Raw genomic sequence first — 15,872 nt, 5'->3', positions numbered from 1 at the left:
GAAATTTAAGGCTTTCAGGGAATGAAAAAGGTATTCATGGTGTTCGGCATTGTGTTGGCTATCGCCGTTGCAACTATCGCAGCGCTGCTATTAAGCCTGCAGACCCAATACCGTGCGGATGTTGCCAACTTTTTTATCAAACATACGATTGAACAACCTGTATTCATTGAAGATGTTGAGTATCAGGCGCCTTATCACATCACCTTAATGGGCATTACCCAAAGCCAACCAGAAAAGCAAACACCTCTGTATATCGACAAGATCGATCTTTGGTTCAGCCCCAGCTCGATGACAGAGGCCAAACTGGTCTTTGAATCTGTTTTGATCAGCGGCCTACAATTAGAGGCAGACGATCTAAAAACACTGACTTCTTTATTTACCCAACCAAACATCAAGCTCCACCAGCTGGCCATCAACAATCTCGACTTTTCGACGCCAGAGTTTAATGCGCGAGGCATCGACCTGCAGATCTCCGCCCCAAAATGGAACAACGACAACTCACTTCTCCCTTATGGAAAAACCCAACTCTCTGCCTCACAACTGTATTGGCAAGGTGAAGCATTCGATAATCTGTTGATTGACCTAGACTTAAAACCTAGCGATAGCACGCTTTATGGTGCTTCATTTGACTGGCGTGGCGCCAAGATTTCCGGTCAAGCAGAGCAGTATCAACAAGATTGGTCGTTGGTGAACGTGACCGTCGATGGATTACGACTCAATCAGAAGCAGACCCAAAACCTACTAAGCAAAGAATGGGATGTGGCAGGTATTCAGATCAATCACATCAATAGCTTAGATATTCTACGCAGCGACGTAGAGTGGCAAGATGGGCACCTCGCTGCCTTTGATGCCTCACTAGAAAATATCCAACTGCCTTTTGAAATCTGGAAACAACAGAAAGCCATTTTTTCTCTACAGGCAGAAGGAGTGACCATTGATGATGACATGTTCATCGAGCCAAGCCTCAAGCTCAACCTAGAAGCAAACCGGATTCTGATTGAGGATTTCTATACTCAATTCCTGCAGGGCACTGTTCAGCTCAATGGCGAAGTCGCCCCTAGCAGCATTCAATTGGCGCAGCTCGACCTGCAAGGCATCAAGTGGATTACCGAAAACCAAGATAGCCCTCTACCGGCCGCTCGCCTATTGCCTTGGCTCACACAGCTCCAGAACGTCGAGATTAACCGACTTAATATAGAACGCAGCCAACTTATCCAACTAGCACAAACGCCTTACTGGCAGGTCTCTGGATTACATGTCGAGGGGCATCAAGTTCAACTGCTGCAAGATAGAAAACTGGGCTTATGGCAAGGGAAGCTGATGGCGAGCGCCAATGATGCCAGCTACCAAAATATTCTCAGCGCACAGCCTGTGGTTGAGATGAATAGCGAACAAGGAAAATGGACGCTGACTCGTCTGTTTGCACCACTCAGGAATGGCTACATTGAAGCCAATGCAACGCTCGATTTTAACCAAATCAGCAAGCCATGGAGCTTAGATATTTCTGCCGATGGGTTACCCATTGCGCCTATGCTGCAGCGACTTGAATTACCACTCGATGCAACCGGCTATGGCGAGTTTGAACTTCAAGCCGCAGGTTTATATGGCGACTCACTGATGCTCGGTTACTCAACCACAGGGCAACTCACTGGCAGCGTTCGCCAGGGTGTGATGACCTTTAATGACAAGCTTTCTGAAACATCGACTGATAACGTGTTTGAAATTCCAGAGCTTAATGCGCATTTTGACCGTGGGCGCTTCACTCTCGAACCGATGCATATTATTGGTGCATCATCAGCAGAGCAAGGCGAACAAAGGGTTCAAACGCTCAATGGCGAGGCTTCTGGAGAACTCGACTTGCTTAAAGCTGAGCAACACACCCTCTCGATTACCCTATCGGACCCATGCCATCAAATCTCAGGAAAGCTCACCCAAGCTGAGTATTCGGAGATTAACGACTGCCAACAAAAAAACGCCACTCCATAGGAGTAGCGCCTTGTATCTTTAATCTGTATCTGTATCTGTATCTGTTAGCCAGTGTCAGCTATACGCTTACGTTGGAGTCTGTTGATAATCGCTTTTTGTAGTCAGGGATCAGCATATAGGTTCCCGTAAACTCTACCGCTTCCACATCGCCGCTATGAATGGTCACGTGAATGATGATACGTGCCTTTCTTCCTGACGCAAGGCGGTCCAAGTCACCACTGATCCCATCCAATGAAGTAGAGGCAACAGGGTTTTGCTCAACCGGGTGACGATAACGAATATTACTGTCTGCCAGCACGATATCACCGGTCAGCCCGCGTTCTTTCATCAATAACCAAGTCATCCCCCAACCAGTTAAGGTCGCTAAGGTAAAGGCAGAGCCTGCAAACATGGTATTATGCGGGTTCAAGTTGGGATTCAGCTGAGCACTACACTCAAATTGGTAACCCGTGTATTGGTTGATCTTGATGCCCATCTTGTCACTGATCGGGATCTGATGTTCCCAGCGCTGCTGAAGCTCATTACACCACTCAGGCTTACGCAGAACGTCTGCCATTGGGTCAAGATGCTTAACCATCTGTTGGTGACGCACAGGGCCACGTTGATCGTTAATCTCACCGCGACGTTCAAATTCATTCTTCTCATAGAATGAGATCGCATCTTCACGTGCATTACACACCAAGCGCTTAGCACCCTCTTGGCGAGCCAATGACTCAAGTGCGACTAGAATCAACGAACCCATGCCTTTACTTTGGCGAGATTTCTTCACCGCCATATAGCGGATCTGACCTTCCAGATCTGGGGTGATATACAGACGACCAATCGCCATCGGGCGACCACGACCATCAACAATCATGCGATGGTGACTCATTGGGTCATATTCATCGCGCTCAGAACCTACCGGCATTCGCCAAGGTTCACGGAGCATCTGCCAACGAAAATGGTAATACTTGTTTAGCTGATTTTCGGTGGTTGGTGTTATGAGTTTAAACATGCTTATTCCTTTAAGCCTAAACCTGCAGCCAGAATGTCACTGGGCCATCATTAACCAAAGACACTTTCATGTCGGCTGCGAATCGGCCACGTTCCGTTGGTAACACTGATTCACACTGGTCAGAGAAATAGTTATAAAGACGCTCAGCATCTTCTGGGTGAGCACCACGAGAGAACCCTGCTCGAGTCCCTTTCTTGGTATCGGCCGGCAGAGTGAATTGAGACACCACTAATACCTTACCTTCTACTTGCTTCACATTGAGGTTCATTTTATCGTCTTCGTCTCCAAAGACACGATAAGTGGTCACTCGTTCCATCAAACGTTTGGCTTTGGCTTCGTCGTCACCTTTTTCTACGCCTAACAAAACTAATAAGCCTTGTTCAATCTCACCAACTACTTCGCCATCAACACGGACGGCAGCTTCACTTACTCTCTGGATCAGTGCTATCACTGTTGTTTCCTTGCTCTGTGATTTTGTCTTTATCCGACGAGTGTACCATTTCTTTCGAGTCACTCCACTGTTCCTGCTCACCCAATGCAGCGGTCACCTCAGCACCCACCAGCACAATCAACCAGCACAAATAAACCCAGACAAAAAGAATTGGTATTGCCGCCAATGCGCCATAAATCAACTGGTAAGAAGGGAATTGAGTAATGTAGGCCGCGAAGCCTTTCTTACTGAGTTCGAACAACAGAGCCGCCACTAGAGAACCTGCAGCCGCATGAGAAAAGTGTATCTTTTTGTTGGGAACCAACAGGTACAGACCGAAAAACGCAAAGAAAGAGAGAATCAAAGGCAGTTTGCGAATTACGGTATTAAAGGCGCCAGATACGACTTCATTTTGTAGCAGACTGAGCGATGTCACATACGAAGTGGCAGCAATACTCGCCCCAACCAAGATCGGCCCAAGTGTTAGCACCATCCAGTACATTGAGAACGACAATACCGCACGTCGCTTCTCATTAACACGCCAGATGTAGTTTAGGTTCTTATCGATATTCGAGATCAACATCAGTGCCGCAATGAACAAGAACACACTACCGACCGCCGTCATCTTACCCGTGTTGGCAACAAACTCGAGCAAGGCACCGTGCACCGCATCTCCTGACGCTGGAACAAAGTTGATAATAACGAAGTTTTGAATCACGATACCAACATCAGCAAAGATGGAAAATGATGACAAGATAGAGAGCAGAACCGTCAACATCGGTACGATCGAGAGCAAAGTAATGTACGCCAAGTAGCCCGCATTCACGTTGACTCTATCGTGCGTCATTCGCGCCAAAAGATAGCGAGAAAACTGAATACTGAGTGTGGCGACCTTTTTTATCTTCAACTTGTAACTCCCTTGTAACTCGTTCATAGTCCTAATTAATATTCCGTTACTTAACTATAGGAAACTAGGATGCCTTATTTAATAGTTATAGTCCTCTCTATTTTTACTCTTACTGGATGCCAGTCAGCTTATTACTCCGCCATGGAGCAAGTGGGTTACCACAAGCGTGACATTATGGTCGATAGAGTGGAAGACGCTAAAGAGTCGCAGCAGGATGCTCAGGAAGAGTTTACCAGCGCACTTGAAGCCTTGAGTAGCCTGACTAATTTCAGTGGCGGCGACCTTGAAGACATGTACAACCAAATCAATGATAAATACCAAGACAGCGAGAAAGCCGCGCAAAATGTCAGTGACCGCATTGCTGCGATTGAAGATGTGTCGGATGCGCTGTTTGAAGAGTGGCAGAGTGAGTTAGCTCTCTACACCAGTGATTCACTGCGCCGCTCGAGCGAGCAAAAACTTCGTGAAACTAAATTGTCTTACCAAACGATGCTGTCAGCAATGAAGCGCGCCGAGAAGAAAATGGACCCAGTGCTCAATACCCTTCGCGACAACACGCTTTACTTGAAGCACAACCTCAATGCGAGCGCTGTCGGCTCGCTGCAAGGTGAGTTTATGAGCTTAGAAAAAGACATCGCCTATGCAATAGAGCAGATGAATGCGGCAATAGCAGAGTCGGATAAATTCCTAGCTCAACTCAATCAGAAGTAGTGCCATTAGAAGCGAATTAAGATAAACCCGTATGAACCCAATCATTGTTACTGGCGGCCCAGGGGCTGGTAAAACCACACTAATTAATGCCTTGGGTGACATGGGTTACCCGATATTCGCTGAGTCCTCTCGCCAGTTAATCGAACAGCAGAGTCAACTTGAGAACGGTATCTTACCTTGGTTAGACCTTCCAGGCTTTGCTCGCCTATGTTTAACCGTCATGAGCGAACACAAAGACCAAGCCAGTCAGCATCCTGTTGCCTTTCTCGATCGCGCTATTCCAGACATTTGTGGCTATTTGGCTCAGGCTAACCTAGAGATAGATGCGGCCTACCGAGAAGCAAGCAAAGGCTACCACTCACAAGCCTTGTTCTGTCGCCCTGAGGCTTCAATTTATGTACAAGATGATGTGAGACCTTATCCGTTTGAGGAAGCGCTAGAGATTCACCACGCTTTAGAAAGAGTCTACCAAGAACTTGGCTATGAGGTGGTTGAAGTGCCGTTTATGCCAGTCGAAGAACGGCTTCAATTCGTTGAGCGTTACTTAGGTATCAAAAGCTAGATCCCCAACTCGGTCGTTCCTCCCTCTTGAGGATGACGAAATCTCGTTTAACCGTATCTAAACAAACTAAAAAACAAAAGCCCCGAGCTGCTAGGCTACTCGGGGCTTTCTTACTTATTCTAAAACGTATTGCTTGTTAGCTAGAAGCTAGTCAGCTGGCAATTAAGCCTTAGCTGGACGTGCTGCACGCTTACGTTCGTTTTCAGTAAGAAGCTTCTTACGGATACGAATGCTTACTGGCGTTACTTCTACTAGTTCGTCTTCGTCGATGAACTCAAGAGCTTGCTCTAGAGTGTGACGGATAGGTGGCGAAAGAACCTGTGCTTCATCAGTACCAGATGCACGAACGTTCGTTAGCTGCTTACCTTTCAGACAGTTTACTGTTAGGTCGTTTGAACGGTTGTGAATACCGATGATTTGACCTTCGTATACTTCATCCGCGTGCTCAGCAAATAGACGACCACGTTCTTGTAGGTTGAATAGTGCGTAAGTCAGAGCTTTACCAGTTGCGTTCGAGATTAGAACACCGTTGTTACGTTGACCGATTACGCCGCCTTTGTGAGGACCGTAGTGATCAAATGAGTGGTAAAGAAGACCAGAACCAGACGTTAGAGTTAGGAACTCAGTTTGGAAACCGATAAGACCACGAGAAGGCATCATGAAGTCCATGCGAACACGGCCTTTGCCATCTGGAGACATATCAGTTAGCTCACCTTTACGTAGACCGATGTTTTCCATGATGCCACCTTGGTGCTCTTCAAGCACGTCGATAGTCACAGTTTCAAACGGTTCAGTTAGGTTGCCATCTTCGTCTTTCTTGATGATAACTTCTGGACGAGATACAGCTAGCTCGAAACCTTCACGACGCATGTTTTCGATCAGGATAGATAGGTGAAGTTCACCACGACCTGAAACACGGAAACGATCTGGGTTATCAGTTTCTTCAACACGTAGTGCAACGTTGTGTACTAGTTCTTTCTCTAGACGCTCAAGGATGTTACGTGAAGTAACGAACTTACCTTCTTTACCCGCGAACGGAGAAGTGTTTACTTGGAACGTCATTGTTACTGTTGGTTCATCAACAGAAAGCGGAGTCATTGCTTCAACATTGTTTACGTCACAGATAGTGTCTGAAATTTTCAGCTCACCAAGACCAGTGATTGCAATGATGTCGCCAGCGTTAGCTTGCTCAACTTCGTGACGGTCAAGACCTAGGTAACCAAGAACTGTACCTACTTTACCGTTACGTTTTTTGCCTTCTGCATTGACGATAGTTACTTGTTGGTTTGGTTTAACAGAACCACGAGTAACACGAGCAACACCGATAACACCTACGTAAGAGCTGTAATCAAGTTGCGAAATTTGCATTTGTAGTGGACCGTCAAGGTCAACTGCAGGCGCGTCTACTGTATCAACAACAGCTTGGAACAATGGTTCCATGTTCTCGCCAGTTTCGCCTTCAGTCATTGTTGCCCAGCCGTTTAGAGCTGAAGCGTAAACAACTGTGAAGTCTAGTTGCTCATCAGTAGCACCTAGGTTGTCGAAAAGGTCGAATACTTGATCCATAACCCAATCAGGACGAGCGCCTGGGCGGTCAATCTTGTTGATTACAACGATTGGCTTAAGACCGTGTGCGAATGCTTTTTGCGTTACGAAACGAGTTTGAGGCATTGGGCCATCAACTGCGTCAACGATAAGCAGAACAGAGTCAACCATAGACATGATACGCTCAACTTCACCACCGAAGTCCGCGTGTCCCGGAGTATCTACGATGTTGATGCGGTAATCATTCCAGTTGATTGCTGTGTTCTTAGCAAGAATGGTAATGCCACGCTCTTTTTCGATGTCATTCGAATCCATGACACGCTCTTCAGCTTCACCACGAGACTCAAGAGTGCCTGACTGTTGTAGCAGTTTATCAACCAAAGTCGTTTTACCGTGGTCAACGTGCGCGATGATCGCGATATTTCTTAACTTATCAATCTGTGGAGTAGACATGGATTCTCGATTCACTCATAAAAGTAGCCGTCACTTATCTCAAAAGTTTGGATAATAACCGCTAGCTTGATTTAAAAAACGGTCAATAATATACCAGATTCTAGACAAAAACCCAGAAATATGTGATCTGAACCGGGGCTTTTTTCTTTATTAGCGATTCATATCCGCTTAACTTTGATTCAGTACAGTGTTGAGCAGCCAAATTCGTAGGACTCTAAAAAAGTATCACCTACGAGTGGCGAGCCAAATCTCCCGCAAAATAACAAAAGTGGATTGACAACTTAGGCAATTCATTGCTGAATGGTGCTCGCTTATGTCTCATATTGGTGCACAGACAAACAGTTGCACCAATAAAGTGCAACTAGAGATCATTTTGGTGCAAAAACCAGATTAAGAAAAATCGCAAAACAAGTAAATCATTGAAATTAATGGAATAATTTTTTTGGCACGTTTTTGGCAGTAGATAAATCAGCATCGATTAATGCACTTATAGACATTAATCAATGCTAGTTTCAACCGAATCGAGCTAATACCGAATTAATAACACTGGAGGTTATCCAAGATGTCAGTAGAAAATGTACTATCCCTGATCCAAGAGAACGAAGTTAAATTTATCGACTTACGTTTTACTGATACAAAAGGTAAAGAGCAGCATATCTCTATTCCTTCTCACCAAGTTGATGCAGACTTCTTCGAAGAAGGCAAAATGTTTGACGGCTCTTCAGTAGCTGGTTGGAAAGGCATTAACGAATCTGACATGGTAATGATGCCAGACGCAGCATCTGCTGTACTGGACCCATTCACAGAAGACGCAACACTAAACATCCGTTGTGACATCCTTGAGCCTGCAACAATGCAAGGCTACGACCGTGACCCACGCTCTATCGCTAAACGTTCTGAAGAGTACCTACGTTCTACAGGTATCGCAGACACAGTTCTAGTTGGTCCAGAGCCAGAATTCTTCCTATTTGACGACGTTAAGTTCTCAAACGACATGTCTGGTTCTTTCTTCAAGATCGATGACGTAGAAGCAGCTTGGAACACAGGTTCTGACTTCGAAGGCGGTAACAAAGGTCACCGTCCTGGCGTTAAAGGCGGTTACTTCCCAGTAGCTCCAGTAGATTCATCTCAAGACATCCGTTCAGCAATGTGTCTAGTAATGGAAGAGATGGGCCTAGTTGTTGAAGCTCACCACCATGAAGTAGCAACTGCGGGTCAAAACGAAATCGCTACTCGCTTCAACACGTTAACAGCGAAAGCTGATGAAACTCAAATCTACAAGTACGTTGTACACAACGTTGCTCACGCATTTGGTAAAACAGCGACATTCATGCCTAAGCCACTAGTTGGTGACAACGGTTCTGGTATGCACGTTCACCAATCTCTAGCAAAAGACGGCGTTAACCTGTTTGCTGGTGATAAGTACGGCGGCCTATCTGAAATGGCTCTTTACTACATCGGTGGTGTAATCAAGCACGCTCGTGCAATCAACGCGTTTGCTAACCCATCAACTAACTCGTACAAGCGTCTTGTACCTGGTTTCGAAGCACCTGTAATGCTTGCTTACTCAGCACGTAACCGTTCTGCTTCTATCCGTATCCCAGTAGTACCAAGCCCTAAAGCACGTCGTATCGAGCTACGTTTTGGTGACCCAGCAGCTAACCCATACCTATGCTACTCAGCAATGCTTATGGCTGGCCTTGACGGCATCAAGAACAAGATTCACCCAGGCGAAGCTATGGATAAAGATCTATACGACCTTCCTGCAGAAGAAGCAGCTGAAATCCCAACAGTTGCAGAATCTCTACAAGAAGCTCTAGCAGCGCTTAGCGAAGACCGTGAGTTCCTAACAGCTGGCGGCGTATTCTCTGACGATTTCATCGATTCTTACATCACTCTGAAATCTGACGACGTACAACGCGTGAACATGGCTACACACCCACTTGAGTTTGAACTGTACTACTCAGTTTAATCTCCTGTAGAGATAAGCCATTTCTTACTGCAACCTTGTAAGAATCGCTGACTAAATATTAGGCTCGCCTCGCAGGCGGGCCTTTTTTATATTCTCCCTCCCCCCGCTTCCTCGTACCATACCTTAGACAAAAGCCCTCAGAGGCTGTCGCGCTAAATACAATAAAACCAACGCCAAACGTGAAATCACCTAGCGGTGAAAAGAGGCTAAAGATATGAAAAACATACTGTTCCTAATCGGGTTAACAGTCGCGCTCTCGTGCTCTGCTCAAACTGTGTATACCTGGGTAGATGAAGATGGCGTGCTCCACTTTAGTGATAACCCTAGCGCTCAAGATGCCGAGGCTCTTCGCCTGCCAGATGTGCAAGCTTCAGCACCCGCCCCTAAATTTGAGGCCTCGACTCCGGTTGACGCCGCAGCTTCCTCTACAACTAAAACGCCAGCTAAAAACCAGGCAGAAACCGAAACCACAGAGCGCGAGGTTCCCACTCAATTAACTCTCACCATGCTGACTCCAGTTCATGATCAAACCATTCGCAACAACCGCGGCTTAATCCCGATTCAGATAGAGCTCAACCGAAAACTTGGTATTGGGGAGCAATTACAATTGATGCTTGATGGCCGTCGATATGGCGCCCCACAGACCCAGCCTATTTGGGAATTAAAAGGTATCGATCGAGGTACTCACACCATTGCAATTCAAGCACATAGAAGCGGCAAGCTTATTGCATCTACTAGTCCAGTCACCGTGTATTTACATCGAGCGACGCTCAAGTAGGCCAATGTGTTAAAAGAGGCCAAATAACCTCTACTTTTCACCTAATCGAAGCAGCTTTCAGCGACTCTAATGAATTATCTTTAGCTTCTGGTTGATATGCGCCATACTTGAACTTAGCTACGCACCAATTTGGTGCAGTGAGAAAAACACCAGTTCAAGGACGAAATAGTGAATCGATCAGCCAAAAGCGACAGCATAGATACACACCATCTTTCCAGCGCCATTCTCGACAATATGGTGACTTCGACATTAATGCTCGATGAGCAATTGTATGTCCGATACGCAAATCCGGCGGCTGAGCAGCTCTTTTCACAGAGCGCACGACGCATCGTTGATCATCCACTGAGCCAACTTATCCAACACGCTTCACTTGATTTGGCGCTTCTGACGCAACCGCTACAAAGTGGCCAGAGCATTACCGACAGTGACGTTACCTTCGTTGTTGATAACCGCCCACTGATGCTTGAAGTCACGGTTAGCCCAATATCTTGGCAGCGAGAGACGCTGTTATTGGTTGAGATGCGCAAGATAGACCAGCAAAGACGCCTTAGCCAAGAGCTCAACCAACACGCACAACAACAAGCGGCTAAGTTGCTGGTACGCGGGTTAGCACATGAGATCAAAAATCCACTCGGTGGCTTAAGAGGTGCGGCGCAGTTACTTGGGAAAATGCTTCCTGATCAGTCTCTTAATGAATATACGCAGATCATTATTGAGCAAGCCGACCGCTTAAGAGCATTAGTCGACCGTCTGCTTGGCCCACAGAAGCCGGGGACTAAATCAGAAGAGAACCTTCACCAGATACTTGAGAAAGTCAGGCAGCTCGTAGAGCTCGAATCGGGTTCAACGCTCGCCATCGAAAGGGATTACGACCCGAGCCTACCGGACATCTTGATGGATTCGGCACAGGTTGAACAAGCGATGCTCAATATCGTGAGCAATGCAGCGCAGATTCTAAAGACTCAAGATTCTGGCAAAATCACCATTCGCACCAGAACGGTGCATCAAGCAAATATTCACGGGCAGCGACACAAACTCGCAGCTCGTATTGAGATCAGCGACAACGGTCCGGGCATCCCCGATGATTTAAAAGACACGCTGTTTTACCCAATGGTCAGCGGACGAGAAGGTGGAACAGGGCTGGGGCTATCGATTTCTCAAAACCTGATCGATCAACACAATGGGAAAATTGATGTTGAAAGCTGGCCAGGCAACACCACATTCACAATTTATCTACCGATTTAGGTCATAAGAACCTCGCTATTGGACAGCGAGATGAAAGGCTTAGCTCGGTAACACAAAGATTAAGACATCATAAAAACAACAATGATTATCACAATAGATTTGGCTGCAAAGGAATTGAATTATGAGTAAGGGATACGTTTGGGTCGTCGATGACGACAGCTCTATCCGCTGGGTAGTAGAGAAAACACTTTCATCTGCGGATATTAAGTGTGAAACATTTGCTGATGCTGAGAGCGTGTTGCTTGCGCTTGAGCGCGAGACACCGGACGTATTGGTGTCTGACATTCGCATGCCCGGCATTGACGGGATTGAGCTGTTGCATCAGGTTCATCAACGCTCTCCCGACCTGCCCGTGATCATTATGACCGCGCACTCAGACCTTGATGCGGCGGTGAATGCTTATCAAAAAGGCGCCTTTGAATATCTTCCAAAGCCGTTCGATATTGATGAAACACTGACTCTAGTCGAACGAGCGATCGCGCACAGCCAAGAGCAGAAACGCGAACAAGCCAGTGAGGTCGCTGAAGACACCAACGCGCCAGAAATCATCGGTGAAGCACCGGCAATGCAGGAGGTTTTCCGAGCGATTGGCCGTTTGTCTCGCTCATCCATATCCGTGCTGATCAATGGTGAATCGGGTACCGGTAAAGAATTGGTCGCTCACGCTCTGCATCGTCACAGCCCAAGAGCTAAGAAGCCCTTCATTGCCTTGAACATGGCAGCAATCCCCAAAGATCTGATCGAGTCTGAACTGTTTGGCCACGAAAAAGGTGCCTTTACCGGTGCTAACAGCGTTCGCCAAGGACGCTTTGAACAAGCCAACGGCGGCACCCTATTTCTGGATGAGATCGGTGACATGCCACTCGATATCCAAACTCGCTTGTTGCGTGTACTTTCTGATGGTCAGTTCTATCGTGTCGGCGGTCACTCTGCAGTTAAGGTAGACGTTCGTATCGTTGCCGCAACCCACCAAGATCTTGAGCGCTTAGTGCATGAAGGCGACTTCCGTGAAGACCTTTTCCACCGACTCAACGTTATCCGAATCCATATCCCGGCACTTCGCGAACGTAAACAAGACATTGAAAAGCTGACTCATCACTTCCTAGCATCCGCCGCCGAAGAGCTCGGTGTTGAAGTGAAGACACTGCATCCTGAGACCATTTTGAAGCTCAACCAGCTCAATTGGCCGGGTAACGTGCGTCAGCTTGAAAACATTTGTCGTTGGCTTACCGTGATGGCCAGCGGCAGCGAAATTCTTCCTTCAGACCTGCCACCAGAGCTGCTAGAAGAAAAAGTGGTGACCACCTCAGGAACTGGAGATAACTGGCAGCAACTGCTCGCTAATTGGGCAAAGTGTGCGCTTGATTCAGGAGAAAAAGAGCTGCTAACTTATGCTCTGCCAGAATTTGAACGTATACTGCTAGAAGCTGCACTCCACCACACTAATGGTCATAAACAGGATGCAGCTAAGGTTTTGGGATGGGGAAGAAACACCCTAACTCGTAAACTCAAAGAACTGTACTAGACCTTATATGATTCTCGATGCAGCTACTTTTTAACCAAAAAAGTGTCGCTTGGTTTGAATAGTGTCGGTACAATTACAGTACACTATTCACCAAAGTTGTAGCTAAAGATGTCTTTGAAAACACAAATTACTTTGAGAACCGCAGTGGTTCTGCCATTCGTGATGATTTTTCTGTTCACTATGGGTGTAATGGTTTTCACTCAAAAGCTAAGCTACAAAGAGATGGTGAGTGATGTTAGTGCACGCCAGCTGACATCACTGACTGACAATGTTCATCAAAGCCTGTCTAATTTTTTAGAAAAGCCATTTCACGCCAACCTCTCGCTCAGCCATAACATCGGCTACCACCATCTTTATCAAGCAGGCAATCTTAGTAAGGTCCAAGACTATATTTTTTATACGTTTTCAGACCATTACACTGCTGTACCTCAACTCGATGCGATCGGCTTTGGTTCTGAAGATGGTAACTACGTCGGTTTCCGCAAAGAAGCCAACAAAGGCTACACCTTGATGGTGCAAGACGAACGCACCAATGATCAGCTGGTCATTTACCGTGGCAGCAAAATTAGTGAAGACATTCGATCGGTGATTTCAGGTTACGATCCTAGAATCCGTCCTTGGTACACACCCATTGCGACACAGAAAAAACCGTTATGGTCACCAATTTATGCCAATGCTGACGAACGTCAAGAAATCACCTTATCTGCTCTAGCGCCTATCTATGATGATAATGAATTCAAAGCCGTCGTAGTCAGCGACATCAAAATCAATACCTTCAATGCGTTTCTCAGAAAGCTCAAAGATAGAACGGATGCCTCTGTTTACATCATCGATAAGCAGCAACGCTTGGTCGCGCACTCAGGCGGAGGCAGTGTCGTTTCATGGGGCACAGGACAAACCAACAAAGGGCAACGCAAACTAGCAACAGAGAGTGCTAATCCAGTCATACGTGAGAGTGCTAGCTACGTAGAGCAATTCCACCTAATCGAGAATTTGGGCGAGCAGCGCTTTAGTTTTAGCCTAGACAACGAACGCTACTTCAACCAAATCACCCCATACGAAGATGAGCACGGGCTCACGTGGTTTATTGGGGTGTCGATCCCTGAAAGCAATCTGCTCGGTGAATTGCCAGAAAATCAAAGAAACAGTTGGTTGCTTGGGCTAGCACTGAGCTGCATTGGGGTCATTGCAGGATTAATTGCCTTTAATCGCGCAACCCAACCCATCACCTCGACAGCGGATGCGGCAAAACGCCTTGCTAAGGGCGATTGGGACGCGAGCATGCCAAAAACAGGGCATATATATGAAACCAGCATGTTGGTCGAGTCATTCAATGAAATGACCAACAACTTAAAGGCTTCGTTTCATGCATTACAGTCTCAACTTACCTATGACTCATTAACCAAGCTATACAGCCGTGAAGGCTTTATTGACGCTGCCAAGAAACACCCCGACAACGAAAAAGGCACACTGTATTTGATTGGTATTGATCGCTTCCGAGACATCAATGACAGCCTAGGTCATTACAATGGCGACCAGCTACTTATCATTGCGGCCGCTCGTTTAAGAGGCACACTGCCATCCGAATACCTACTAGCTCGCACTGGTGGTGATGAGTTTGCCATCTACGCGCCAAACGTAACGCAAAGCGATGATGTTCAGCTGCTGACTAACCGCTTACTTCAAACCTTCGCTTCCCCATTTTCAATGGAATCGGAAAGCGTGGTGATTAAGGTATCGATGGGGATAGTGAATGTCTCGAATCTTCACGACATTACACTCCTGCTACGCAGCAGCAGCATTGCATTGAGCAATGCGAAACAAGACAAAACCAGTGTCTGTATTTATAGCCTTGAAATGGGCAAAGCATCGAGACATCGCACCAAGATGTTAGCGCGGATGAACCGAGCGATTGAGCTTCAACAGTTCGAACCGTTTTATCAGCCTATTATTGATCTGGAATCTGGCTCGACCATAGGAGCAGAAGCTTTAGCTCGCTGGATAACGGATGAAGGGGTGATCTCGCCACTCGAGTTCATTCCTCTCGCGGAAGAGAGCGGGCTCATTGACGATATCGGAAAACAAATTCTGCATAAGTCGTGTCGAGATACAGCCATCGCGATTGAGTCAGGAAAATGGAGCAAGGACTTCTCGATTCACGTCAACCTGTCGGTCGTTCAGCTAAGCGAAAGTGGCTTTGTGGAACAAGTAAAAGGCACGTTGCGAGACACAAATCTACCAGCAAGCAACCTGACACTAGAGATCACCGAATCACGCATCGTCGACAACGACCCGACCATCATCGATAACATGCTGACTCTAAAAGCACTAGGGATATCAATTGCGATTGATGACTTTGGTACCGGCTATTCGTCACTGGCTTATTTACACAAACTGCCATTCGACTGCCTTAAGATCGACCGCAGCTTTGTCAGCAAACTTGATAAAGAGAACCTAGATAGCTCCATCGTCGCGGCCATCGTTAACATCACTAAGGGCTTCAAAGTAAGCTTGGTGGCAGAGGGCGTTGAAACACAGCAACAGGCTGAACTTCTCAAGCAGCTGCAGTGCCCGCTTGCTCAAGGCTTCTTATACAGTCGCCCAGTTCCGTTTGACCAATGGCCTACCGACCTCATCAACTCCAAGCAAAGTGCCAAGGTCAAACAAAATACCACTGAGAGTCTCACCTAAACCAGGCAGAAATCGAATGAGTCAGATACAAAAATGCCAGCATGATGCTGGCATTTTTTATTGTTCTATTCTC

12 protein-coding genes are annotated in these 15,872 nt (G+C 46.7%); 8 read left to right on the top strand and 4 right to left on the bottom strand.

Features of this window, described 5'->3' with window-relative positions:
* Positions 1-21: 21 nt before the first annotated feature.
* A complete protein-coding gene (locus BCU07_RS21385) occupies positions 22-1,986 on the top strand; it encodes an AsmA family protein (protein WP_102428476.1) in 1,965 nt (654 codons plus the stop codon).
* 58 nt (positions 1,987-2,044) lie between these two features.
* Here the strand turns inward: BCU07_RS21385 and BCU07_RS21380 are convergent, their stop codons facing one another.
* The 3 genes from BCU07_RS21380 to BCU07_RS21370 are packed head-to-tail and all read right to left on the bottom strand — an operon-like array spanning position 2,045 to position 4,344.
* Positions 2,045-2,980: a bifunctional GNAT family N-acetyltransferase/hotdog fold thioesterase gene (locus tag BCU07_RS21380; RefSeq protein ID WP_102428477.1), complete on the bottom strand. Its 936-nt coding sequence runs from the start codon at positions 2,978-2,980 to the stop codon at positions 2,045-2,047.
* Positions 2,981-2,996: 16 nt separating this feature from the next.
* Positions 2,997-3,431, bottom strand: a complete 435-nt coding sequence (gene dtd, locus BCU07_RS21375; RefSeq protein WP_004735590.1) for a D-aminoacyl-tRNA deacylase — start codon at positions 3,429-3,431, stop codon at positions 2,997-2,999.
* Complete coding sequence (locus BCU07_RS21370) at positions 3,403-4,344, bottom strand: virulence factor BrkB family protein (protein WP_032546762.1); 942 nt, start codon at positions 4,342-4,344, stop codon at positions 3,403-3,405. Before BCU07_RS21370 ends, dtd begins: the two co-directional genes overlap by 29 nt.
* 42 nt (positions 4,345-4,386) lie before the next feature.
* On the opposite strand from BCU07_RS21370, the gene BCU07_RS21365 reads away from it, so the two are divergent.
* Together BCU07_RS21365 and BCU07_RS21360 are read left to right on the top strand one after the other, a co-directional pair.
* Positions 4,387-5,028, top strand: coding sequence for a DUF2959 domain-containing protein (locus BCU07_RS21365; protein ID WP_102428478.1), 642 nt, complete (start codon positions 4,387-4,389; stop codon positions 5,026-5,028).
* A 31-nt stretch (positions 5,029-5,059) separates the two neighbouring features.
* A complete protein-coding gene (locus BCU07_RS21360; RefSeq protein ID WP_102428479.1) occupies positions 5,060-5,590 on the top strand; it encodes an AAA family ATPase in 531 nt (176 codons plus the stop codon).
* A 162-nt stretch (positions 5,591-5,752) separates the two neighbouring features.
* Here the strand turns inward: BCU07_RS21360 and typA are convergent, their stop codons facing one another.
* Positions 5,753-7,588, bottom strand: a complete 1,836-nt coding sequence (gene typA / locus BCU07_RS21355; protein WP_017059220.1) for a translational GTPase TypA — start codon at positions 7,586-7,588, stop codon at positions 5,753-5,755.
* A gap of 562 nt (positions 7,589-8,150) precedes the next feature.
* Here typA and glnA point away from each other — a divergent pair.
* From glnA to BCU07_RS21330, 5 genes are all read left to right on the top strand, one after another.
* Complete coding sequence (gene glnA, locus BCU07_RS21350; protein ID WP_017059221.1) at positions 8,151-9,560, top strand: glutamate--ammonia ligase; 1,410 nt, start codon at positions 8,151-8,153, stop codon at positions 9,558-9,560.
* 214 nt (positions 9,561-9,774) lie between these two features.
* A complete protein-coding gene (locus tag BCU07_RS21345; protein WP_102428480.1) occupies positions 9,775-10,338 on the top strand; it encodes a DUF4124 domain-containing protein in 564 nt (187 codons plus the stop codon).
* Between the two features lie 168 nt (positions 10,339-10,506).
* A complete protein-coding gene (glnL, locus tag BCU07_RS21340; RefSeq protein ID WP_019826501.1) occupies positions 10,507-11,583 on the top strand; it encodes a nitrogen regulation protein NR(II) in 1,077 nt (358 codons plus the stop codon).
* Positions 11,584-11,704: 121 nt separating this feature from the next.
* Entirely contained in the window at positions 11,705-13,108 is a 1,404-nt protein-coding gene (gene glnG, locus BCU07_RS21335; RefSeq protein ID WP_017059224.1) for a nitrogen regulation protein NR(I), read from the top strand.
* Between the two features lie 108 nt (positions 13,109-13,216).
* Positions 13,217-15,799, top strand: coding sequence for a GGDEF and EAL domain-containing protein (locus tag BCU07_RS21330; protein WP_017059225.1), 2,583 nt, complete (start codon positions 13,217-13,219; stop codon positions 15,797-15,799).
* Positions 15,800-15,872: the final 73 nt, after the last annotated feature.

Origin of the sequence: Vibrio sp. 10N.261.54.E10 (assembly GCF_002877735.2) — a bacterium.
Lineage (GTDB): Bacteria > Pseudomonadota > Gammaproteobacteria > Enterobacterales > Vibrionaceae > Vibrio > Vibrio crassostreae_C.
Note: the sequence above shows the minus strand (reverse complement) of the source record. Positions and strands in the feature narration are given on the sequence as shown.